At 63.8% G+C, this 21,234-nt stretch carries 21 protein-coding genes and 1 pseudogene; 15 read left to right on the top strand and 7 right to left on the bottom strand.

What is annotated here, in order from left to right:
• Positions 1 to 213: 213 nt before the first annotated feature.
• A complete protein-coding gene (locus tag AC1AUD_RS06375; RefSeq protein WP_476573177.1) occupies positions 214 to 1,017 on the bottom strand; it encodes an SDR family NAD(P)-dependent oxidoreductase in 804 nt (267 codons plus the stop codon).
• Between the two features lie 130 nt (positions 1,018 to 1,147).
• Between AC1AUD_RS06375 and AC1AUD_RS06370 the strand changes: the two genes are divergently transcribed.
• From AC1AUD_RS06370 to AC1AUD_RS06350, 5 genes are all read left to right on the top strand, one after another.
• Positions 1,148 to 1,945, top strand: a complete 798-nt coding sequence (locus tag AC1AUD_RS06370; RefSeq protein ID WP_476573175.1) for a M15 family metallopeptidase — start codon at positions 1,148 to 1,150, stop codon at positions 1,943 to 1,945.
• An 82-nt stretch (positions 1,946 to 2,027) separates the two neighbouring features.
• Positions 2,028 to 2,591, top strand: a complete 564-nt coding sequence (locus AC1AUD_RS06365) for a TetR/AcrR family transcriptional regulator (protein WP_476573173.1) — start codon at positions 2,028 to 2,030, stop codon at positions 2,589 to 2,591.
• A 265-nt stretch (positions 2,592 to 2,856) separates the two neighbouring features.
• A complete protein-coding gene (locus AC1AUD_RS06360; protein WP_476573192.1) occupies positions 2,857 to 3,294 on the top strand; it encodes a hypothetical protein in 438 nt (145 codons plus the stop codon).
• Positions 3,295 to 3,305: 11 nt separating this feature from the next.
• A complete protein-coding gene (locus tag AC1AUD_RS06355; protein ID WP_476573171.1) occupies positions 3,306 to 3,719 on the top strand; it encodes a DUF2871 domain-containing protein in 414 nt (137 codons plus the stop codon).
• Between the two features lie 76 nt (positions 3,720 to 3,795).
• Positions 3,796 to 5,166, top strand: coding sequence for an MFS transporter (locus AC1AUD_RS06350; protein ID WP_476573169.1), 1,371 nt, complete (start codon positions 3,796 to 3,798; stop codon positions 5,164 to 5,166).
• A 4-nt stretch (positions 5,167 to 5,170) separates the two neighbouring features.
• On the opposite strand, the gene AC1AUD_RS06345 is transcribed toward AC1AUD_RS06350, so the two are convergent.
• Both AC1AUD_RS06345 and AC1AUD_RS06340 read right to left on the bottom strand, forming a co-directional pair.
• On the bottom strand, positions 5,171 to 6,613 hold the full coding sequence (locus AC1AUD_RS06345; RefSeq protein WP_476573167.1) for an aspartate ammonia-lyase: 1,443 nt from the start codon (positions 6,611 to 6,613) through the stop codon (positions 5,171 to 5,173).
• A gap of 63 nt (positions 6,614 to 6,676) precedes the next feature.
• Positions 6,677 to 7,111, bottom strand: coding sequence for a GNAT family N-acetyltransferase (locus AC1AUD_RS06340; RefSeq protein WP_476573166.1), 435 nt, complete (start codon positions 7,109 to 7,111; stop codon positions 6,677 to 6,679).
• Positions 7,112 to 7,236: 125 nt separating this feature from the next.
• Between AC1AUD_RS06340 and AC1AUD_RS06335 the strand changes: the two genes are divergently transcribed.
• The 3 genes from AC1AUD_RS06335 (at position 7,237) to AC1AUD_RS06325 (ending at position 9,895) form a co-directional block, all read left to right on the top strand.
• Entirely contained in the window at positions 7,237 to 8,283 is a 1,047-nt protein-coding gene (locus tag AC1AUD_RS06335; RefSeq protein WP_476573164.1) for an ABC transporter ATP-binding protein, read from the top strand.
• Positions 8,280 to 9,077 (top strand): hypothetical protein, encoded by a 798-nt coding sequence (locus tag AC1AUD_RS06330; protein ID WP_476573162.1) that lies wholly within the window; start codon positions 8,280 to 8,282, stop codon positions 9,075 to 9,077. The genes AC1AUD_RS06335 and AC1AUD_RS06330 overlap by 4 nt, the downstream gene beginning before the upstream one ends.
• A 176-nt stretch (positions 9,078 to 9,253) precedes the next feature.
• Positions 9,254 to 9,895, top strand: coding sequence for a sugar O-acetyltransferase (locus AC1AUD_RS06325; protein ID WP_476573160.1), 642 nt, complete (start codon positions 9,254 to 9,256; stop codon positions 9,893 to 9,895).
• 58 nt (positions 9,896 to 9,953) lie between these two features.
• On the opposite strand, the gene AC1AUD_RS06320 is transcribed toward AC1AUD_RS06325, so the two are convergent.
• Positions 9,954 to 10,748 carry a methyltransferase domain-containing protein gene (locus AC1AUD_RS06320; protein ID WP_476573158.1) on the bottom strand — a complete coding sequence of 265 codons (795 nt, stop codon included), beginning with the start codon at positions 10,746 to 10,748 and terminating at the stop codon, positions 9,954 to 9,956.
• A gap of 217 nt (positions 10,749 to 10,965) precedes the next feature.
• Between AC1AUD_RS06320 and AC1AUD_RS06315 the strand changes: the two genes are divergently transcribed.
• From AC1AUD_RS06315 to AC1AUD_RS06305, 3 genes are all read left to right on the top strand, one after another.
• Positions 10,966 to 11,673 (top strand): SDR family oxidoreductase, encoded by a 708-nt coding sequence (locus AC1AUD_RS06315; protein ID WP_476573156.1) that lies wholly within the window; start codon positions 10,966 to 10,968, stop codon positions 11,671 to 11,673.
• Between the two features lie 141 nt (positions 11,674 to 11,814).
• Positions 11,815 to 13,704, top strand: a complete 1,890-nt coding sequence (locus AC1AUD_RS06310) for an MDR family MFS transporter (protein ID WP_476573154.1) — start codon at positions 11,815 to 11,817, stop codon at positions 13,702 to 13,704.
• Between the two features lie 53 nt (positions 13,705 to 13,757).
• The gene (locus AC1AUD_RS06305; RefSeq protein WP_476573152.1) at positions 13,758 to 15,107 is read left to right on the top strand and encodes an MFS transporter; all 1,350 of its coding nucleotides are present in this window, start codon (positions 13,758 to 13,760) and stop codon (positions 15,105 to 15,107) included.
• 118 nt (positions 15,108 to 15,225) lie between these two features.
• Here AC1AUD_RS06305 and AC1AUD_RS06300 read toward each other — a convergent pair whose 3' ends face one another.
• A complete protein-coding gene (locus tag AC1AUD_RS06300) occupies positions 15,226 to 16,269 on the bottom strand; it encodes an aldo/keto reductase (RefSeq protein ID WP_476573150.1) in 1,044 nt (347 codons plus the stop codon).
• 229 nt (positions 16,270 to 16,498) lie between these two features.
• On the opposite strand from AC1AUD_RS06300, the gene AC1AUD_RS06295 reads away from it, so the two are divergent.
• The gene (locus tag AC1AUD_RS06295; protein WP_476573148.1) at positions 16,499 to 17,239 is read left to right on the top strand and encodes a class I SAM-dependent methyltransferase; all 741 of its coding nucleotides are present in this window, start codon (positions 16,499 to 16,501) and stop codon (positions 17,237 to 17,239) included.
• A 74-nt stretch (positions 17,240 to 17,313) separates the two neighbouring features.
• Here AC1AUD_RS06295 and AC1AUD_RS06290 read toward each other — a convergent pair whose 3' ends face one another.
• The gene (locus AC1AUD_RS06290) at positions 17,314 to 18,480 is read right to left on the bottom strand and encodes an ABC transporter permease (protein WP_476573147.1); all 1,167 of its coding nucleotides are present in this window, start codon (positions 18,478 to 18,480) and stop codon (positions 17,314 to 17,316) included.
• A 1-nt stretch (position 18,481) separates the two neighbouring features.
• Complete coding sequence (locus AC1AUD_RS06285; RefSeq protein ID WP_476573145.1) at positions 18,482 to 19,366, bottom strand: ABC transporter ATP-binding protein; 885 nt, start codon at positions 19,364 to 19,366, stop codon at positions 18,482 to 18,484.
• A gap of 165 nt (positions 19,367 to 19,531) precedes the next feature.
• Here AC1AUD_RS06285 and AC1AUD_RS06280 point away from each other — a divergent pair, with 165 nt between their 5' ends.
• From AC1AUD_RS06280 to AC1AUD_RS06270, 3 genes and pseudogenes are all read left to right on the top strand, one after another.
• Positions 19,532 to 20,260 carry a TetR/AcrR family transcriptional regulator gene (locus AC1AUD_RS06280; RefSeq protein ID WP_476573143.1) on the top strand — a complete coding sequence of 243 codons (729 nt, stop codon included), beginning with the start codon at positions 19,532 to 19,534 and terminating at the stop codon, positions 20,258 to 20,260.
• A gap of 106 nt (positions 20,261 to 20,366) precedes the next feature.
• Positions 20,367 to 20,819, top strand: a complete 453-nt coding sequence (locus tag AC1AUD_RS06275; protein WP_476573141.1) for a nucleotidyltransferase family protein — start codon at positions 20,367 to 20,369, stop codon at positions 20,817 to 20,819.
• A gap of 9 nt (positions 20,820 to 20,828) precedes the next feature.
• Positions 20,829 to 21,094: pseudogene (locus tag AC1AUD_RS06270) on the top strand (HepT-like ribonuclease domain-containing protein); the annotation flags it as partial.
• Between the last annotated feature and the right edge of the window lie 140 nt (positions 21,095 to 21,234).

Here is a 21,234-nt window from a genome sequence, read left to right as displayed (position 1 = left end):
GTGTCTGGTCGTCGTAAGCAAACACCATGCTACCGGGAACCCATGGGCCCATCTCATCCACACCCGTTGCACTAGCAATGAAAATTCAAGGGAGCATGTATGAAGCGCCGATTTGGGAGCGGCGACGGTGGAGTCGTGCCGTGGCACGACTATGGCACGCTGCCTCATCCCCGTATCAGTGGCCCAAGTTGTAATTGCGTGGGTTTGGCGCGTCTATCGGCGGCCATGCGAAGTTCGCGCAGGGTCGCCGCCGTTCATGAACGCTGCGATGCGCCGGCTTACGGCGCGTGGCAGGATGCGCTCGCCCAGGGCGCCGGCCTTGGTGAGCGCGCCATGATAGGCGAAAGCGCGGCCGGCCATCGCCTTGCGATAGGCGAACGCCGCCAACCGTTGCGCGTCGGCCGGGCGCGTCATCGTGAAGAAGTTGCGTCCCGACATATGCGCCGCCCGTTCGAACCCGGTGCGCGTCGGGCCCGGGCACACGCAGGTCACCGTCACGCCGGTGTCGCGCAACTCGTGCGCCAGCGCCTCCGACAGCGAGCGGACGAAGGCCTTCGAGGCGAAATACGAGGCCATCCAGGGGCCGGCCATCATCGAGGCGACCGAGGATATATTGAGGATGCGGCCCCTGCCGCGGGCGCGCATGCCGCGCCCGAATCGATATGCCAATTCGGTTAGCGCGACCATGTTCACCTGCATGAGCTCGCGTTGGCGTGTCCAATCGGAATCAAGGAAACCGGACCATTCGGCGAATCCCGCGTTGTTGACCAGCACGTCGATCTCGATGCCTCGTGCCGTGACTTCGTCGAACAGAACCCGGGCCGCGCCCTCGGCTCCCAGATCCAGCGGAATGATGGTGACGGGGATGTCGAACCGATGCTCCAACGCGTTCTTGAGTTCGTTCAAGCGGCTTTCATTTCGTGCCGTGAGCACCAGTCCAAACCCGTCGCGGGCGAACAATGCCGCCAGTTCGCGTCCGATGCCGCCGCTCGCCCCGGTGATCAATGCATAAGCCATGACCTCATTTTAGAGGAGGCGCCGCGGATGGAGCCTTGTCCCCGGGAAAACCCCTAGGGGAGGGAATCAGGTGGCGTTCGTTCCTGTGGCTGATGGTCGGACGGGCCGGGGCGGGCGAGCATGGAAATCGATGGAACTCCTCGGAAAGGCGGCGATGATGGGCGCGATGTCAGATGATATGGAGAGGGCCGGGCGGTCGACGGGGCCGCAGGATGAGGCGGTTCGCAGCTTCTCGGAGCTTCGCCGCCGTCGGCATCAGCGCACGGTGACGGTGGTGTCCGCAACGCTGTTGATTGTGGCGTTGGTGGGCAGTTGGGCCGCGCATACCTTGTTGACCGATGTGTTCCGTGTCGGAAGGCAACCGGTCGGCGGTCAGGATTGGAACCTCACGTTGGTGAACCGCTGGAATCCGATTCCCGAGGATTATGGCACGCCTCCATTGACGACCCTGAACAACGGGCAGCGCATCGATGGCCGCATCCTCGACAATCTGCAGACGATGTTCGACGCGATGCGCGCGCAGGGGCTGAGCCCCGAGGTGACGGCTGGCTATCGCACCCGCGGCGAACAGCAACAGATCATGGACGACAAAGTGGCCGAGTTGCGAGGGCAGGGCATGCCGCGCCGGTCGGCCGAACGCGAGGCCGGGCGTTGGGTGGCGGAGCCCGGCACCAGCGAACACGAGCTCGGATTGGCCGTCGACGTCAACGCGGTTAACCACAATGATGCGCAGGCCAACCAGAACGTCTACGACTGGCTCGCAGCCCATGCCTGGGAACACGGCTTTATCCTGCGCTACACCGATGCCAAGGCCAAGACCACCGGCACCGCCGGCGAGGCCTGGCACTATCGATACGTCGGCGCCGAGGCCGCCAAGTCCATGCAGGAATCCGGCCAGTGCCTCGAGGAATATCTCAAGGATCGATGAGGATGAGGCGTCGCCTTCCGGCGGGCCGTGCTATAGTGAACAATGTTCATATTGATCGGCGGAGACACGAGGGACGGAGTTCATGGCGAATAACGCGGCGACCTCGCGCGAGGCGGTGCTCAAGGCGGGACGGGACCTGCTGCTGGCCGGCGGCGTGCGCGCCGTGTCCATCCGCGCCGTCGCCGAGGCCTGCGGCGTGTCCGTCGGCACCGTCTACAACTACGTGGACGGCAAGTCCGAACTCGTCCAGGGAATCGTGCGATCCATCTGGCTCGACGTCTTCCATGGCGCGGCCGATGATCCCATGCCCGCCGACGACATCCTCGGCTGCCTGGCGTGGTTCTACCGTCGCCTCGAGGACGGGGCGCGCCGATATCCCGGCTTCTTCAACGGTCACACGTTGGTCTTTGCCGACGGCGACCGCGCCGATGCCCGCGCGATGATGCGGGATGCGGTCGACCATATGATCGCCGGACTGGCGGGCGTGATGGAACGGGACGCGAGGGTTCGGGCCGATGCCTTCGGGCCCGGCTTTGAGCGTGAGCGTTTCGCCGCGCTGCTGTTCTCCTTGGTGATGTCGGCGGCGGGCAGCGGCGACTATGATCCCTCCGTTGTGCTTGAGATGACGCGCAGGACGGTGCTATGACGCATTCCCATGATGCCGGCGGCGCTTCCGGGCAAAAGATGAACATTGTTCAGTATGGCTGGATGCATATGGAAAGCGGCGCGCATAACGGAGCGGAACGCGCGTGGAAAGGGTGCGTGGCATTGGCCCAGGTCATCGAAAACGCACAGGAAGGATGGAACACGTGAAGTCAACCGAAATCATTCATGCGACAGCCGCGGAAGGCGCATCTGCCGCTGCTTCTGCGAAGCGGAGCGGCGCGATGCGTGCGATGACGCGACGCGCATTGCATGTGGCCCCGCGCACACTGCTGTTGTTCGCATGCCTGGTGTGGACGGCCGCCGGCGTCAATATCCTGCGGTTGGGGCTGTTGGTCTACCCGGGGCATGTCGGGTGGATGAACCTCGCGCTGACCGCCGTGGTGTTCACCGTCTTCGGCCTGGCCATCTTCGCGCCGCTGGTGCGCAAGCACAGTGACCGCATCGAGGGCTATGGCGACGCCCGCCAATGGTTCTGGATGTTCTTCGATGGCAGGTCCTTCGTCATCATGGCCGTGATGATGGGCGGCGGCATCGCGCTGCGCGCCTCGGGGCTCGCGCCCGAGGTCTTCATCGACGTGTTCTACACCGGTCTCGGCGCCGCGCTCGCGCTCGCCGGACTTGGATTCGGCTTCAGATTCTGCCGATGCGCCGCGGTTCGCAGATCCGAGGCGTCTTGTCAATGAAAGGAAAGACAATGAAACACAATATCAACGCTGCGATCGTGTATGCCGTGCTGGCGATGGCCGGCGGCGTGTTCTACCGCGAGTTCACCAAATTCGCCGGTTTCGACGGGCGCACGGCCCTCGCCTTCGTGCACACGCACTGGTTCATGCTGGGCATGGTCTTCCTCCTGCTGCTGGTGCTTTTGGAAAAGGCCTTTGCCTTCGAGACTCCGGCGACCGGCCGTTGGCTCGTCGTCTATCACGTCGGATTGAATCTGTCGGTCATCATGCTCATCGTGCGTGGCATTGCCGAAGTGCTCGGCATGCCACTGTCGAGGGGATTGGACGCCTCGATTTCCGGCGTCGCGGGACTGGGACATATCCTGCTCGCCGTGGGCATGATCGCCATCCTTTCGCAGGTCGCCAAGGCGGTCAAGCGCGTTTGATGCGGCGCTTCCCGCCGGTGCCGGCGGGCGCGTCATCCCCCCCCCATGGCTATACTGCAAGCGGGGAGGGGTTCATATGAAAGAGCTATGGAAGCTTAAGACATATCGACACTGGTTCATCGCGGATTCATCGGAGGTGCTGGCGCGCAGCCTGCGCACCTTCGTCATCCCATTGGTGGCGTTCGCCGTATCCGGTTCGGAATCCGTCACCGGCGCGATCGTCGCGCTCGCCTCGACGATCGCCCTATGCCTGCAGCCCTTCGGAGGTGTGCTTGCGGATAGGCATAACCGCCGTTCGATGATGATCGCGCTGGGCGTCGCCGGCACCGTCCTTTCCGTGGCTCTCGCCGTGTGCCTGGGCTTGAACGCGCTCACCACGGCGGTATTCGTCGCGTTCATCGTCGCGTTCGGCGTATGCAGCGGATTGCTGGGCGCCGCCAACGACGCCATCCTGCGCTCGCTGATTCCGCTCAACCACTATCCCAAGGCGCAGGCCGTGCGCGAAAGCCGCGAGGCATGCGTCGAGCTGTCCTCCGGTGTGATCGGCGGATTCCTCTATCAAATCGCGGGTTGGCTGGCCATCGCGGTGTCGGGAGCGCTGTATGCGTGGAGCGCGTTCGCCTCGCGGTGCCTGCCGAGATCGAATGGGAGGGCCACGCCGGGGGACGATAAGGTTGACGTCGATCCCAAACCTGAGCCTAGGGCTGAGACTGGGGCCGGAATTGGCTCTACGGCTAACGGTGGCGCCGAAGCCGAGTCTGAGATGAGTGATGGGGCCGAAGACGAGGCCAAGTCCGGGAGCGATATCGCCCCGCGCGAGAGCTTCCTGCAAAGCCTCGTCTCGGGATGGCGGTGGTCGTTCGGCAAGACGCGCTTCCTCTGGCTGGTGTGCATGAGCGCCCTGATCAACGTGGCGTTCGTCATCATGATCACCGGCGCACAGATCAGCCTCGTGGCACAGGGCGTCAGCCCCGTGCTGATTGGCCTGCTCGACACCGGCATGGGCTTGAGCACGCTGGTCGGTTCGCTGATCGCCGTCCGCCTATCGGATGCCTTCGCCACGGGACGGCTGCTCATCTGCGTCCTCGGTTACATCGCCCTGTGCTTTGTGCCGATGATGTTCAGCAGCCAGTATCTCGTCATCCTCGTGTTCCTGACGGCCATGGGACTGCCGCTTCCCGCGCTGAACGCGGCGCTGTTCGGTTTCATCTACAGCAAGGTCCCCGACGAACTGCAGGGCAGGGCGTCCTCCGTGTTCGAAACCTCCATCGGATTGCTGGCCGCGCTTGCGCCGGGCCTTGCGGGCGTGCTGCTGGCGGGCGGCATGGGACTGACCGGCCTTGCGGCCGTGGCCGTCGTGCTGGCGGTGCTCAGCGTGCTGACCGTCGCGTTGACCTCGCTGCGCCATATCCCCAAGCCCGAGCGCTGGGAGGAATGCGGTCTGTGATTGCTCACCGATGCTCGCGGCAGGTCTGCCCGAGGCGACGCGACAGTGTGATCGGATCGAGCAACCGATCGAGTTCGGCCGCCGGCAGATCGGTGCGTTCGGCGGCGACCTCGCGGATCGTCCGGCCGGTGCGCACCGCCTCCGCCGCGATCTCACTGGCCGCCTCGTATCCGATCGCATCATTGAGCGCGGCCGAGATGGCGGGGGAGCGCAGCGCATGCTCGCGCCCGGCCTCGAGGTCCACCATGATTCCCTCGACGCAGGATTCGCGGAACACATTCATCGCGTTGGTCATGAGCTTCATGCCGTCGAGGATTTCGTGCACGACGAGCGGGTCGAAGGCGTTGAGCTGCAACTGCCCCTCGGCCGCCGCCCAATTGACCGTCACATCCATGCCGAACACCGCGAAGCAGCACTGGTCCACGCACTCGGGGATCACCGGATTCACCTTCGCCGGCATGATGCTCGACCCCGCCTGGCGCGGCGGCACCGTCAGGTCGCCGAAACCGGCGCGTGGCCCCGAGTTGAGCAGCCGCAGATCGTCGGCCGCCTTCTTCAGATGAATCGCGAGATTCTTCAACGTGGCCGACGCTGCGATATAGGCGCTCATATCGGTCATCGCGGCCAGTGGGTCGGGTGCCGCCGTGATGGGCAGTCCGGTGATGCGCTTGAGGTGTTCGGTCGCGGCCTTGCGGAACCGCAGGTCAGCGCAGATGCCGGTGCCGATGGCCGTGGCGCCGAGATTCAGCACCGTCAGATCGGGCACCAGCCGCTCCATCGCGGCCATATCGAGCTTCAGGAAACTCGAGAAGGCGTGGAATTCCTGGCCGAAGGTCATCGGCACCGCGTCCTGCAATTGGGTGCGGCCCAGTTTGACGTCTTTCTCATGCCGGTCGGCCAGATCATGGAAGGCCTGGCGCAGACGGTCGGTGGCCTCGAGCAGCGGGTGCAGCGCGTCGACTATCGCGAGCTTGCAGGCCGCCGGATACGTGTCGTTCGTGGACTGCGAATGGTTCACATGGTCGTTGGGATGGATGAAGGCATATTCGCCGCGGGGACGCCCCGCCAACTCGAGCGCGCGGTTGGCGATCACCTCGTTCATATTCATATTCGCGCTGGTGCCGGCCCCGCCCTGCAGCACGTCCACGGGGAATTGGTCGGCCAGAGCGCCGCCTTCGATCTCCAGACACGCCCGTTCGATGAGCCGCGCCTTGCTCTTGTCGATCAGGCCGAGTTCCGCATTGGCCGCCGCGCAGGCACGTTTGACCGTCGCATACGCCTTGATGAGGCTCGGGTGGTCGCCGTCGGTGACGCCGGAGACCGGGAAATTGGCGATGGCGCGCTGCGTGTGGATGCCCCAGTAGGCGTCGGCAGACACCGCCAGCTCGCCCAGGCAATCGTGTTCGATGCGGACGGCGGCGTCCGCGATGGTCTTCGATTCGCTCATGTCTCCATCATCGCCTATCGGCGTGCGAAAAGCCAGTATTACCCCGTCGGCTTTGCGCGAAACCTAGGCCAGCGTCTTGACCATCCAACCGTGCGTGCCGCCGTCGAACACCTCATCGGTGAGTTGATATCCCAAATGCTCGTACAGCGCGAAATTATGGTCCTCCGCATGCACGGCGGCAATCGTTCCACCGGCCTCGTCGATGCGTCGCTCCGCCTCGGCCAACAGGGTTTTGCCGATGCCGTGGCCCCGCTCGTTGGCATTCACCGCCAGCCGGCCGATCACCCAGCGGCCGGGTTGGTCGGGATGCTCGTCGTCGGGATAGAAGCGGCAGGTCGCCACGGGGCGGCCGTCGTCGCCGAATGCCAGCAGATGCGTGGCATGCCCCGGCTCGTCCCACTCGTCGAATTCCGAACGGTAGTTCTTCTCCACCACGAACGCGGCCGTGCGGATCGCGCGTCCTTCGTCCGTCACCGCGTCAAACGATTGAATCTCCATGGGGCCAACCATAGCGCGGGGATATGCCCCGTGGATATTCCCCGCGCCCACGAGACGGACGGGCCGCCCGCCGTTCGCCTCCGCCTCATAGACTGGCAGCAGTTCGAGAGAAGCGAGGAGGCATCATGGATCGGCCGACCATATCGTTGCACGGCGTGACCAAGGACTATGGGCGTGGGCGCGGCATATTCGGCGTGACGCTTGACGTGGCCCAAGGACAGACCGTCGGATTCCTCGGGGCGAACGGCGCAGGCAAAACCGTCACCATGCGCACGTTGATGGGCTTCATCCGCCCGGATTCCGGCGCCGCCGCCATCAACGGCCTCGACTGCTTCCGTGACCGTGCGCGCATCCAGGCCTCGCTCGGTTACCTGCCTGGCGAAGTGGCCTGCCCCGGGCGCATGACCGGCATCGAATTCCTGCGGTTCATGGCGACGATGAACGCCACCCGGAATCGCGAGACGAGCGGCAAGGCATCGGGGAATGGCGACGGGGGCGACCGTTCCATCCGCGCCGTCCGCACCCGCATGGACGAGCTCGTCGAACGTTTCGACCTCGACCCCTCCGCCCGCATCGCGCGCATGTCGAAGGGCACCAAGCAGAAGGTCGCCATCGTCGCCGCATTCATGGGAGCGCCCGACGTGCTGCTGCTCGACGAACCCACCTCGGGTCTCGACCCGCTGATGCAGGAGCGCTTCGTCGAACTCGTGGGTGAGGAGCACCGGCGCGGTGCCACGATCCTTCTGTCCTCGCATATGTTCCCCGAAATTGAACGCACCTGCGACAGGGTGGCGTTCATCCGCGCCGGACGTGTCGCCGGTATCGAGGATATGACGGCCGTGCGCGCCGCCCGCATGCGCACCTTCACGCTGACCTTCGCCGACGCCGACGAATGCGAGCGATATCGCAGCGCGCATCGCGGAATGCTCGTTGATGATGGGGAGAGCGGGATCCGTGTCTGCTCCCTTGAGGTCCGCGTCGCCGGCGCTGTGGATTCGTTCGTCAAGGACCTCGCCGGATACCGACTCGCCGACATCGCCTCGCATGAGCAGAGCCTTGAGGAGATCTTCCTGCATCTCTACGGCCAGCGCACGCCCTACGGCGAGTCCGAGCCCATTGGAACCCTCTCGTCAAACCATGCACGCACGGCCGGAAAGGAGGCGGCGCGATGATCTCCGCGCTCTATGCCAAGGAATTGAAGGGCTCGCTGCTGCCCACCGGCATCATCGCGGCCGTGCTCGCGATGTACACCGTGATGATCATCCAACTCTTCGACCCCGAGTCCGCGAAAGCACTCGATGCGATGATGCGCACCATGCCGGGCATCTTCGATGCCTTCGGTATGGGCAACGCCACCACCACGCTGCTGGGATTCATCCTCAACTATCTTTACGGCTTCCTTTTCACGTTGTTCCCGCTGGTGCTCATCTTGCTACTCGTCAATCGTTTGATTGTGCGGCCCATCGACCAAGGCTCGATGGCTTGGCTGATCGCATCGCCGCATCGGCGGATCACCATCATCTCCACGCTGACTTCCGTGCTGCTCACCGTGCTAGTGGCGTTGATGGCCGTGCTCACTGCGCTGGAACTCGGCACATCCGCCATCGCCTTCCCCGACGAGGAGGTCGTCGTCGGACTGGCGCGGGTCAATCTCGGCTTGTTCGCGCTGTGGATCTGCATGGCGGGCCTGTGCCTGCTGTCCGCATGCGTGTTCCGTTCCGCGGCGCCGGCGCTGTGGGTCGGCGGCGGCTTTGCGGTGTTGGAATTCGTCGTGCAGATGGTCGCGCAGACCGGCGAACGTTTCGAGGATGCGAAATACGCGACCTTCCTCACGCTCTTCGACCGATACGGACTGGCCGACGGTAAGGCCGATGCCGCATGGAGCGCGGTTGCGCTGGCCGCTGCCGGTGCTGTCATGATCGGAATCGCCATGGTGGCCTTCGTCAGGCGCGACCTCGACGTGTGAGCGTGCGGCAAGCGCGGCAACGGCGACGATGTGGCGTTGCGACTGTGCGGCGGAACGCGTTGGCGACGGCATTGACGGTGGTTGCCGCGTGGCCGGAAGCGCATTGGCATGTCATGCACTGACACCAGTGGGACTGCCGTTAGAATCATCGTGACGGAACGGATCGAAGGAGGCCAATGATGGCGAATGTGCCGCAACATATCATCGACATGATGCGCTCGGGCGACATCTACCGCTGCGATGACGAGGAGATGCTTGCCGCCCAACACGAGCAGATGGAACTGCTCTACGATTTCAATGCGACCCGGCCCAGCGAATTGAAGCGCCGCCGCGAGATCGGCGAACAGCTGCTCGGATATTACGGCGAGGAGGCATGGATCGAGCCGCCGCTGCACGCCAACTGGGGCTGCAACACATATTTCGGCGACCATGCCTACGCCAACTTCAACCTGACGCTGGTCGACGACGGTGAGGTGCGCATCGGCGACAACGTGATGATCGGCCCCAATGTCACCATCGTGACCACAGGGCACCCGCTCCGCCCCGACCTGCGCCTGCAGCCGGCCACGCAGTTCTCGTTCCCCGTGGCCATCGGGCGCAACGCGTGGATCGGCGCGAATGTGACGATCCTGCCCGGCGTGACCATCGGCGAGAACACCGTCGTCGGCGCGAACTCGCTGGTCACCAGGGACATCCCCGCCAACGTCGTCGCCTACGGCAGCCCGTGCAAAGTCGTGCGCGAGATCAATGAACACGACCAGGAGTATTACTGGCGCGACCGGCGCATCCATCCGCCCTTCGACAAGCTGCAGGACTGAACGACATCAGTTGCGTCGGTCGTGCTTTGGTTGTGCCGGACGCGACCGGCGCGTTCCTCTACATCCACGCAAGGAAGAAGAAGCGTGGCATCGGAATCAGCACCGTACCGTCGGATTGCAGCGGATACAACGGCTGCAAACGTTTGACGAATGCTTGCTCGTAGGCGTGGCGCAGCTCCTCGGTCGGCAGCTGCGCCAGATACGGACGCATGCCGGTGCCGCGATACCAGTCGATGACGCCTTCGTAGCCGGCAAGCGCATGCCAGTAGGTCGTCTCCCACACTTCGGCATGGCGAGCCAGCGGGGCGAGCAGGTCATAGTAGGCGGCGATATCGAAACGCTTGCCGCCCAGATGATGATAGGGACGTGCGCCGGAAGCGCCGATATATTCGTCGAACGGCGGTTCGGTCGCCAGCTCGCGCAGCACAGTGTGCGCCGGCTGGTTGATCGTTTCGGTGAACTGGCAGGCCGCCATGCCGCCCGGGCGCACGCGGCGCAGCATGGCCGGAATCACCTCGCGGTGGTTCGGCACCCATTGCAGGCAGGCATTGGAGAAAACGACATCGAAATCGGGCGGCAATTCGTCGAGGTCGGCCGCGTCAAGCACCTCGAAGGTCATATCCGGGTGCTCGGCCCGCGCCGCCTCGATCATCTCCGCGGACGAATCGATGCCGAGGATGTCAGCCTCGGGATATCGCGCCTTGAGCTGCGCCGTGCTATTGCCCGGGCCACAGCCGATATCAAGCGCTCGACGCACGCCGTCGGCCGGCATTCGCGAGCACAGGTCGCGGCTCGGCTGCGTGCGTTGGTCGGAGAATCTCAGATATTGCTTGGCGTCCCATGCGAAGGTCATGGCATCCATCATAGCCTTGCAGCGAATCGTTCCCAATAGGAAAAGTGCGAAGAAACGAACCGTTCCGCACAATCGCACATATCGTATTTCGCAATGGTTCCAATGCCTCCGTACATACGTATGTTCGTTTCGGAATATCGCAGCTTCGCACTTTTCTTATTGGGAACGATTCGCTGTAAGCTGGGGTCGATGACAAACCGGTTCGAGGAGGAATGACATGGTCGATACCAACGGCAAACGTGTGGCAATCGTCACGGGCAGCGCGCTGGGGCTCGGATATGAACTCGCGCGTCAATTGATCGGCAAGGGCTGGTTCGTCGCCGGCGTCGATTTCAACGCGGAGCGCCAAGCCGAGCTGGAACGCGAGTTCGGGACCGACGCATATAAGGCATATGTCGGCGATGTCTCCGACGAGGCCTTCGTCGGGGAATCCGTGTCCGACGTCGCCAAGCGGGGCCATGTCGACCTCTTGATCAACAACGCGGGCCAGCCGAGTTTCAAAGCGCCGACGGACTACGAGGCCGCCGATATCGACCGCTGCCTCAAGGGACTCAAGGGCATGGTGCTTTTCAGCGTGGCCGTGCTCCGGGCCACGGGCGAGCGGGATGTCAAGATCGCCAACGTGATGAGCACCGCGGCCACGCGCGGCAATGCCGGCGAAAGCGTGTATTGCGCGACCAAGTGGGGCGAGAAGGGATATACGAAGAGCCTGCAGGCGGCATACAAGGGCACGAGCGTGCATGTCGTCGGTGTTTATCCCGGCGGCATCGACACGGCGTTTTATCGTGACAGCCGCGATTACGTCTCCGAGGAGAAGCAGGCGACGTTCATGCGCGCCGACCAGCTCGCCGAGGTGGTCCTCTTCAATCTCGTCAACGACGCCAACCTCACCGTCAGCGACATCGAGATCAACCGCAACAGCTGACGGATATCAAGGCGCGCCGCCATATGGACGCCAAGCCGCACGCGTCCATATGGCGGTACGCCCACGGGCGAAAATCCTCCGAATGACCAGACGGGGGAGAAGAATGGGCCGGTCCATTTCGGGGAAGTGAGAGGAATAGACATGGGACTGACCCGCAAACAGAAGATCATGGTGTGCGTGCTGGTGTTTGGCGCATTCGTGACCATGCTCAACCAGACGGTCGTGGCGCCCGCCCAGCCGTCCATCATGCGTGAGATGGGCATCGACACCACGCTCGTGCAGTGGCTGACCACCGGATTCACTCTCGTCAACGCGATCGTCATCCCGATCGCCGCGTTCATCTCCGATCGTTTCCGCACGCGCGCGATTTACCTGACCTGCATGGGGATCTTCCTCGCCGGCACCATCGTGTGCGCGCTGGCGCCGAACTTCCCGCTGCTGCTGGTCGGGCGCCTCGTGCAGGCTGCCAGCGTGGGCGTGCTCATGCCGATGACGATGACCGTGATGATGCTCATGTTCCCCGTCTCCCAGCGTGGCAGCGCCATGGGCCTGTTCGGCGTCGTCCTCGCCTTCGCGCCCGCCATCGGCCCCTCCCTGTCCGGCGTCGTCATCGACCATTCCAGCTGGCGCGTCATGTTCTGGATCGTGACGGTGCTCGTTGTGCTGTCCATCATCGCGGGCGTCTTCTTCATGGGCAATGTCGGCGAACGACGCGATACGACGCGTCTTGATCCGCTGTCCGTCATCCTGTCGACCGTCGGCTTCGGCGGTCTGCTCTACGGTTGCTCGTCCATCGGCGGCGCGTCCTTCGCCTGGTGGGATGTCGTCATTGCGATTGTAGGCGCCGTGGCCATCGTGCTTTTCGCGCTGCGCCAGCTCAAATCCGCCACGCCTATGCTTCAGGTGCGCGTGCTCGCCAACCGTCGCTTCCTCATCAGCACGATCATCGGCATGGTCGTGCAGGCCGCGCTGCTCGCCGGTGGCGTCCTTATGCCGATCTACCTGCAATCCCTGCGCGGCTTCTCCGCCACCGTCTCCGGCCTGGTGCTGCTGCCCGGTGCGCTGCTGCTCGGCGTGCTCGGCCCCGTCACCGGCCGCCTGTTCGACAAGCATGGTCCGCGCGCCCTGTCGATCTCCGGCATCACGATCCTGACCATCGCCTCGCTCGGCTTCGCGTTCCTGACCGACGTGACGCCGCTGGCGCTGATCATCGTGCTCTACACCGTGCGCATGGCCTCCATCGGCCTGATCAATATGCCGATCATGACCTGGGGCATGAATGCGCTCGACAATTCGCTGATGAACCACGGCACGTCGGTCAACAACACACTGCGCCAGGTCGCCGGTTCCCTCGGCACCGCCGTGCTCGTCTCCGTCTCCGCCATCGCCACCAATCTCGCGGTTTCCGGCGGGCTGGACTCGCGCCATGCGAATATCATCGGCATCGACTGGGCCTTCGGCGTGAGCACGGTGCTGGCCGTCGTGGCCCTCGCACTCACCGTCGCCTTCGTGCGCCAGCGCGCCAAGGGCGAGACGACCAGCGAGGTCGAGGATCAGCGTCGTTCGGTGCTTGAAACCGTGATGCGCCGCGACGTGTATACGCTGCCCGCCGACGCCACGATGGTCGACGCGATGCGCCTGCTGGTCGACAAGGGCATTTCGGCCGCGCCCATCGTCGACGCCGAGGATCGTCCGGTCGGCTTCATCTCCGATGGCGACATCATGCGCTATCTGTCCAAGCGCGGCGACAGCATGCTCGACCCCGCGGCGCTGACGATGATTCCCACCTCGCAGGACGCCGACTTTTCGCAGCGCCTCGCCAAACTGTCTCGTTTGAAGGTCTCCGACGTCGCCACGCGCGGCATCATCGGCGTTGACATCCATGACGACCTGACCGAGGTGTGCCGTGTGCTCGGCGAAAACCATCTGAAGAAGGTGCCGGTGCTGGAGGACGGCCGCGTCGTCGGCGTCATCAACCGTTCCAACATCACCCAGTATTCGATGAGGGAGTATCTCGACCACGCCGCGTGAGATGCGCGCCGTGCTGCGTGGGAGGGTCGGACTGTTCGGGCATGATGGTGCGCATGACTGAGAACGAAGAGACGGCGGAGCGCGGCGTGCGCATGGGACGCCCGGCGCGAGCCGGGCTGCTGGCGGCGATGGTGTTCCTCGTGGCCATGAACCTGCGCCCCGCGATTGTGGCGGTCGGACCGCTGCTGGAGAGCCTGGGGCGCGACCTCGGCTGGGGCGAGTCCGCGCAGGGCCTTTTGGCGGCATTGCCGCTGCTGGCCTTCGCCGCGATGAGTCCGCTGGTGCGGTTCATCACCGCGCGCATCGGCGAGGACGCCGCCGTGCTGCTTGCCCTGGTGTTCATCGCCGCCGGTGCGCTGCTGCGCTCGGCCGGCGGGTCGGCGGTGGTATGGGTCGGCACCTTGGTCGTCGGATGTGCCATCGCGGTGGGCAATGTGCTCGTGCCTGCCATCGTCAAACGCGATTACGCCGGCCATGTCTCGGTGGCCACGGGCGTCTATTCCGGCTGCATCACCGCCGGTTCCGCCATCGCCAGCCTTACCGCCGCGTCGATGGCCGCGCATTGGGGCGGCTGGCGCGCGGCCTTGGCCTTCTGGGCCGTGCCGGCGCTGGTCGTCGCCGTGCTATGGGGCTGCCGCATTGCGGCGAAGCGACGCATGGCCCGCGGCGACGAGGGTGTTGGGGATGGGGCGGAGACGATTGCTTCGCCGGCTGTCTCCTCAGCTGAAACGATCCAGTCCGGCGAGCCGTCCCGTGAGGGGAACGATGTGGCTCCGGCGCGCGCCGGACGCGGGGCCTCGCAAGCCGAACTCGGCGATATGTCCGTTCCCGACTCCGCACCCACGCCGCTCTGGCGCCGCCCGATGACCTGGTGGGTGACGGCCTTCATGGGCCTGCAATCCGCCGCCTTCTACACGATGTCGAACTGGCTGCCCTCGGTGGCCTCATCCATAGGATTCGACGAAGGCTCCGCGGGCCGGCAGCTCTTCGTCTTCCAGGTCATCGGCGTGTTCTCCGGACTGTTGATCCCGCGTCTGATGAACGTGCGCGGCAACCAGATCGTCGCCGCCCTCGTCGCAAGCCTGCCGATGGTGGTCGCGGGCCTCGGCTGGATCATCGTGCCGAGCCTGTCGATGCTCTGGGCCGTGATCGGCGGCTGCGGGCAAGGCGCCGCGCTCGTCGTCGCGTTGGCGCTGATCGCCATGCGCGGACGCACCCAGACCGAAACCGTCGCCCTGTCGGGCATCGCGCAATCCCTGGGATATCTGCTCGCCTCCATCGGCCCGTCCCTCTTTGGCGTGCTGGCCGAGCATACGGGCGGATTCCTCGCTCCGCTGGTGTTCTTCACCGCGCTGGCCGCCATGCAATGCGCCGTCGCGTTCCGCGTCGGACGGGACGCCTGAATATCGCCGAATATCGCGGATGATTCGCCATATATGGAACACCGCCCATGTCTTTCGAGACATAGGCGGCGTTCATTTCACTTAGGGAACCTAAGCGACGTATGCGCGCAGGCAAACGTCAGGCCTCCGGCTCGCCTTCCTTCAGCGCCGGCGCAAGCGTGCCAGCCAGCGGCGCCTCGCCCGGGCGGGCCAACGGGCCGACCAATTCATGCGCCATATAGGGTTCCTCCAGCCAAGCGACGTCCTCGGGCGTCAGACGCACGTCCAGCGCGTTCACCGCGTCATCCACGCGCTCGGGGCGAGAACAGCCGACGATCGGTGCGGTCACTCCCTTCGCCCAGTGCCAGGCGAGCGCCACATCGGCCATCGGCACGCCAAGACGCTCGGCAAGGGCCGCCACGCGCTCGACCACCGGCATATCCTGCGCGCGGGCCGCGTCGTATTTCGCACGCATCGTGCCATCCGTCGTGCCGCGCTTCGAATCCGAATCCCAATTCGGCCGCGTCAGATGCCCCGACGCCAGCGGCGAATACGGCGTCAGCGCCACGTCATACTGGCGGCACACGGGAATCATCTCGCGCTCATCCTCGCGGTAGAGCAGGTTGTAATGCAACTGCATCGAGGTGAACTTGGTCCAGCCGTTCGCCTCGGCCGCGGCCTGCATATTGTGGAACTGGTAGGCATACATCGCGCTTGCGCCGAGCGCGCGCACCTTGCCGGCCTTGACCAGCGCATCCAACGCCGCCATCGTCTCCTCGACCGGGGTGTCGTAGTCGAAGCGGTGGATGATGTAGAGGTCGAGGTAGTCGGTGCCGAGGCGCGTGAGCGTGCCGTCGATCTCGCGAGCGATGGCCTCGGGGGAGAGGCGCCCCTCGTTGAAATACACCTTGCTGGCCAGCACCACTTTGTCGCGGGGAATGGCGAGGTTCTTGAGCGCCTGGCCGATGTATTCCTCCGAGGTGCCGAAGGCATAGCAGTTGGCCGTATCGATGAAGTTGACGCCGTGTTCGAAGGCGCGGGCGATCACGCGCTCGGTGCCTTCCTCGTCGATCGTCCATTGGTGGAAGTCCGGCGAGGCCTTGCCGAAGCTCATGCCGCCCAGGCACACCTTCGATACCTCGATGCCGGAGTGGCCCAGCGGTGCGTACTGCATATCGGTCATGTCATGCTCCTTTGACGATGGCGTGGCAGATGGTTGCGTTCCAATCTACTGTGTTCGTGGGGGTGGTTTCCAATGCGGCGCTGATATTCCGTGCCATGCGCGGGGTGCATAGGACGGGCCAAGGCCATCCCGTTTTCGTCGGTCCGGGTATCGTGGCCGTGTGATTGTGCTGAGTACGATGGTTTGGGCAACATTTCCGGCAGGGAACAGGGAGTAGGGAGCGGCGGCGATGACCGATGTGAAATCCGAATACGACGATCCCGGGTTCTTCGACGAATACGCGAAGATGTCGCGCAGCCAGGGCGGGTTGCAGGCCGCGGGGGAGTGGCGTCAGTTGGAGCCGATGCTGCCGGATTTTCGTGGCGCGGATGTGTTGGACTTGGGCTGCGGATATGGCTGGCATTGCCGGTATGCGGCTGACCACGGAGCCGCGCATGTGCTCGGGATCGACGCCAGCGAGCGGATGCTTGACGAGGCACGTCGCCGCAACCCGGGAGCGTCAATCGATTACCGCCGCTGCGCCATCGAGGACTACGACTATCCCGAATCGATGTGGGATTGCGTAATATCCAACCTCGCCCTGCATTATGTGGCTGATCTGGACGCCGTGTATCGGCTGATCCACCGCACGCTCAAACCCGGCGGCGTGTTCGTGATGAACATCGAGCACCCATCCTTCACCGCCGGCGTCGGCCAGGATTGGGTCTACGACGCGGCCGGCCGTCCCGACCATTGGCCAATCGACGACTATTACCGCCCCGGCCCGCGCGTCACGCACTTCCTCGGCTGCGAGGTCGTCAAACAGCACCACACCCTGACCCAGATCCTGGGCGGCCTGCTGAAGGCCGGTTTCCGTCTCGACGCCATCGAGGAAGCCGAACCGCCCGCGTCCATGCTCGACCAACCCGGTATGCTCGATGAACTGCGCCGTCCGATGATGCTCCTCGTCAAAGCGGTCGCGGTGGACTGACGAAGCGGGGGCAACGCGGCAAAGCGGTCAGAGTGACGGGCATGAGCCCAACCCGCCCATCACCCCGACCCGGCTCAGCGTGCGCGCTTCTTGCGCAGGCCTAGCGCGGCGAACACGAAGAAGACCGCGACGAACAGCCATATCACGGCAAGATCGCCGGCGATGCGGTCGAATCCGGCGCCACGCAGCATCACGTCGCGCAACGCGTCCACGCCGTAGGTCAGCGGCATGACCTTGCCCAACGCCTGCATCCATGTGGGCGTGCCTGCCAGATCGAACATGCCGCACAGCAGGATCTGCGGGACGACGAAGAGCAGGATCAATTGGATGACTTGGAAGGCGCTGCGGGCCAAACGGGAGACCAGCAGGCCGAGCGTCACCGAAACCAATGCCATCGACACGGTCGTCAGCACCACCCATCCGACCGATCCCTCGTTCGGAAAACCGATGAACGTCAGCGCCACCCACAGGATCACCGCCGACTGCACGGCCGCCAGCAGCCCATAGGCGAGCACATAGCCGCCGAGAATCTGGAAGGGTTTGACCGGTGTGGCCAGAAAACGCTCCATCGTGCCGTTCGTGCGCTCGGTGACCAGCGACATGCCCGACGTGATGAAGGTGAAGGCGAAGAGGAACACGCCGATGAACACGGGGCCGTAATAGTCGAACATCTTCCAATCCTCGCTGCCATGCAGATAGGCGGTGTCGATGTCATCGATCGGTGAGGCGGAGGCGAGGTCGGTGTCCAGGTCAAGATCCAGCGAAGGTGCCGCGCCGGCCGGGGCTCCGGGCATGGTCGCCAGCAGCTTGGAGACCTGCGCCATCTGGTCCTTGATCTGTTGCTGGGCGTTCTCGGCTGAATCCTGACGCAGCTCGGCGAGCGCCTTGGTGGCCGCGGACGCCACGGCGGCGGTTTTCGTCGCATCGCTGCCCTCGGCGGTGATCAGCAGGGTTTTGTCGTCTTTCATGGACAGTGCGGCGTCGATCTCGTCATCGGCCAGCAGACGGTCGGCCTCGGCTTGGTCGGTGACGCGCACCTCGGCCTCCTGACGTTCCAACTGGGTCACATAGGCGTCCGGCAGCGAGACGGCGGCGATCCTGGGGTCGGTGGTGTCGGCGCCCAGCAGCACCGACAGCAGCCACAGCACCACCAGTGGGGCGACGAAGAGCAGCGCCAGCGTGCGCTTGTCGTGGGCGAATTGCAGTAGGATGCGTCGTGCGACGGCGAACAGTCCGGTCATATCAGGCCTCCTTCGTGGTGTCGGTGTTCTCTGCGGCGTCGGGGTCGGTGCCGGTGCCGGCATTATTCGCGCCTGTCAGCGTGAGGAACGCTTCCTCCAGATCCATGGCGCCGGTGCGCTCCAGGATCCGCGCGGGGGCGTCTGCCGCGACGATATGGCCGTGGTTGAGCATGGCGATGCGGTCGCAGCGCGCGGCTTCGTCCATCACATGCGTGGTGACCAGCAGCGTCGTGCCCTCAGCCGCCATGCCGCGGAAGGCGCGCCAAATGCGCTGTCGGTGATCGGGGTCGAGCCCGACGGTCGGCTCGTCGAGCACCATCAGCTCCGGTTCGTGCAGCATCGCCACGCCAAGCGACAGGCGGCGTTTCATGCCTCCGGAATATGACGACACGAGCTTCCCGCGATGCTCGGTGAGACGTCCGAAGGCCAGCGCCTCCTCGACACGGGCGTCGAGCGCCTTGCCGCGCATGCCGTTCATCGCGCCGAAGAAACGCAGGTTCTCCTCGGCCGTGATGTCGTCGTACAGTGCTTCGTCCTGCGGCATATAGCCGATGCGACGGCGGATATGCGGATATGGCGCTTTCTCGCCGAGCACGCGCACGGTGCCGCTTGTCGGCGTGATATTGCCCATCACCAGATTCACCATCGTGGTCTTGCCCGCGCCGGAGGGGCCCAGCAGGCACAGGATCGCGCCGCGCGGCACCGTCAGATTCACATGGTCGAGCACCATGCGGCGGTCGTCCTTGAACGGGGTGCGTGTGCCGTATGCGCGGCATACGTCGTCGAATGTGATCGCCGGCGCGGCGGTGCCACGGCCCTCGTTGGCGGGGGTCGTTCTCGATGTCTCGCCGCGGTCTGCGGTGGGACTGTCATCATGTTGCCGCATCGATATTCCTCCTTGGCTTTCGTGGCGCCGTCTCTTCGAGCCCATGCGGATGCGCTGGGCGCTGGATTCCGCGACCGATGCTACCCTTGCCTGCACAGGGACGAAATGGCCATTTCGATGCCATCCGGCCAGTGGATTCGTTGGGCGACGCCCCGGGAGGTGCGTATGAGGGAACAATCGTCGGCCGCGCCGCGCGTCGGTGCGCCGGAACGGCTACGCGCGGCATTCTGGAGATTGCTGGAGAAACGTCCCCTCGCCTCGATCACGGTGCGTGATCTGGTTCGTGAGGCCGGCGTCAATAAGAACGCCTTCTACTATCACTACGCCAACCTCGATGATCTGGCCCGTGATGCCGTCGAGGAAAGCCTGCCGCGCGAGGCGATGATGAACGTGCTTTCGCGATTCATGGGGAGGCGGGCAGCCGGTTGGTCAAACGATTCAAGCGATGCACAAGGCGGGGTCAACACGCCATTCCCCGGAATGGTATCTCCGGTGGCGTCATCCGCGGATATCGGAACGGATATGGCGGCCGGACTGGATCTTGCCCGCTATCGAACGCAGGTCAAGCATCTGTCGCTGGCGATGGGACCCCATGGCTCGCCCGCACTGCAATCCTTGCTGCGAGCCTCGGCACTTGATGCCTGGTGCTGCGTCATGGGTCTGGATCCCGCGACGTTGGGCCCACAATCCCGTCTCGCCGTCGCATTCTTCATTGGAGGCATCATGGGTATGCTCTCCGATGAACGCGTCGAACTACTCGGCCCCAACGGAGAACTGCCTTTCGCCAATCCTTTCATCCGTCGTCTGATCAAGGTCCTGCCTCCGGTGCTTCTCGACACCCTCGCCGCCGACCATGACGAAGCTCGTGCCGCCTCGCCCACGTATAACGTTTGACGCATATCCGTTCCGATGCTGGCATCTGTCTTGAGCTTCCGTTCCTAAGCCCTTAGCTACATTTATTCGATTATCTGTAGCTAAGCAGGTCATCAAGCTACATGTAATGGAACGTTTGTCGCGTAATGATCCCCATCGGATTTCTGGGGTCGACGATTTTCTGGGATATGATGAGATTGGAACGACAACGGATGGGAGGCATATGATGTCGGTTGTCGAGAAGCCAGAGCTGGATCCGCAGACCATCACCCGCATTGCCTTGCCGATAGCGCGTAAATACGGGGTCGAAGAGCTGTATCTCTTCGGTTCCATGGCACGTGATGAGGCTCGCGAGGATTCCGATGTCGATTTCATTTATCGCCTTCCCGCAACCGATTCGCAACGCTCCCGCACGGTTCGTGGATTGCGCAACGATCTATGCAAGGCTTTGGGACGTGACGTTGATTTAACTCGAAAGAGCTATGTCACCAATGCCATCGATTCCGACCCGTTGGCCGAATTGCAGCGTCGCGCCTTTGTGCGCAACCTCGGTAAATATCCGATGTATCGGATCGTGTGAGGTGCTGGCATGGGAGACGAGATTAATCTTTCGGAGCGCGATGAAGTGCATGTGCTGGCCATCGTGCGCTATTTGGTTAAAGCCCGTTCGTTCATCGAGCACATGTCGATAGAAGAGTTCATGGCGGACGAGAAAACGCAGTTGGCAACGGCTATGGCAGTTGCGCAGGCCGGCGAACACGTGAAAAACTGTCCAAGCAATTTCGAGCTATGGAATCGGATACCGAATGGAAGGCAATCGCAGGTATGCGGGATTGGCTAGTGCATGCGTATGACGAGACTGATTTCGAGGAATTGTATCGGTCTGTGAACATCGATTCCCAGGCAGTGCTGGATGTTCTTAAACCGTACATCGATGTCACGGAATTGGAAGAACCTGCCCCGGTGATTTCTTTTGATGACCTGCCGAAACTTGG

The organism is Bifidobacterium sp. LH_730 (assembly GCF_056355835.1).
Note: the sequence above shows the minus strand (reverse complement) of the source record. Positions and strands in the feature narration are given on the sequence as shown.

Bases quoted from the DNA above. Each gene is read 5' to 3' on its own strand.
- AC1AUD_RS06290 (WP_476573147.1), bottom strand. From the start codon at position 18,480: ATGACCGGACTGTTCGCCGTCGCACGACGCATCCTACTGCAATTCGCC.
- AC1AUD_RS06370 (WP_476573175.1), top strand. From the start codon at position 1,148: ATGGAACTCCTCGGAAAGGCGGCGATGATGGGCGCGATGTCAGATGAT.
- AC1AUD_RS06285 (WP_476573145.1), bottom strand. From the start codon at position 19,366: ATGCGGCAACATGATGACAGTCCCACCGCAGACCGCGGCGAGACATCG.
- AC1AUD_RS06320 (WP_476573158.1), bottom strand. From the start codon at position 10,748: ATGACCTTCGCATGGGACGCCAAGCAATATCTGAGATTCTCCGACCAA.
- AC1AUD_RS06315 (WP_476573156.1), top strand. From the start codon at position 10,966: ATGGTCGATACCAACGGCAAACGTGTGGCAATCGTCACGGGCAGCGCG.
- AC1AUD_RS06330 (WP_476573162.1), top strand. From the start codon at position 8,280: ATGATCTCCGCGCTCTATGCCAAGGAATTGAAGGGCTCGCTGCTGCCC.
- AC1AUD_RS06325 (WP_476573160.1), top strand. From the start codon at position 9,254: ATGATGGCGAATGTGCCGCAACATATCATCGACATGATGCGCTCGGGC.
- AC1AUD_RS06365 (WP_476573173.1), top strand. From the start codon at position 2,028: ATGGCGAATAACGCGGCGACCTCGCGCGAGGCGGTGCTCAAGGCGGGA.
- AC1AUD_RS06340 (WP_476573166.1), bottom strand. From the start codon at position 7,111: ATGGAGATTCAATCGTTTGACGCGGTGACGGACGAAGGACGCGCGATC.
- AC1AUD_RS06375 (WP_476573177.1), bottom strand. From the start codon at position 1,017: ATGGCTTATGCATTGATCACCGGGGCGAGCGGCGGCATCGGACGCGAA.
- AC1AUD_RS06310 (WP_476573154.1), top strand. From the start codon at position 11,815: ATGGGACTGACCCGCAAACAGAAGATCATGGTGTGCGTGCTGGTGTTT.
- AC1AUD_RS06305 (WP_476573152.1), top strand. From the start codon at position 13,758: ATGACTGAGAACGAAGAGACGGCGGAGCGCGGCGTGCGCATGGGACGC.
- AC1AUD_RS06280 (WP_476573143.1), top strand. From the start codon at position 19,532: ATGAGGGAACAATCGTCGGCCGCGCCGCGCGTCGGTGCGCCGGAACGG.
- AC1AUD_RS06350 (WP_476573169.1), top strand. From the start codon at position 3,796: ATGAAAGAGCTATGGAAGCTTAAGACATATCGACACTGGTTCATCGCG.
- AC1AUD_RS06345 (WP_476573167.1), bottom strand. From the start codon at position 6,613: ATGAGCGAATCGAAGACCATCGCGGACGCCGCCGTCCGCATCGAACAC.
- AC1AUD_RS06300 (WP_476573150.1), bottom strand. From the start codon at position 16,269: ATGACCGATATGCAGTACGCACCGCTGGGCCACTCCGGCATCGAGGTA.
- AC1AUD_RS06335 (WP_476573164.1), top strand. From the start codon at position 7,237: ATGGATCGGCCGACCATATCGTTGCACGGCGTGACCAAGGACTATGGG.
- AC1AUD_RS06275 (WP_476573141.1), top strand. From the start codon at position 20,367: ATGGAACGTTTGTCGCGTAATGATCCCCATCGGATTTCTGGGGTCGAC.
- AC1AUD_RS06295 (WP_476573148.1), top strand. From the start codon at position 16,499: ATGACCGATGTGAAATCCGAATACGACGATCCCGGGTTCTTCGACGAA.
- AC1AUD_RS06355 (WP_476573171.1), top strand. From the start codon at position 3,306: ATGAAACACAATATCAACGCTGCGATCGTGTATGCCGTGCTGGCGATG.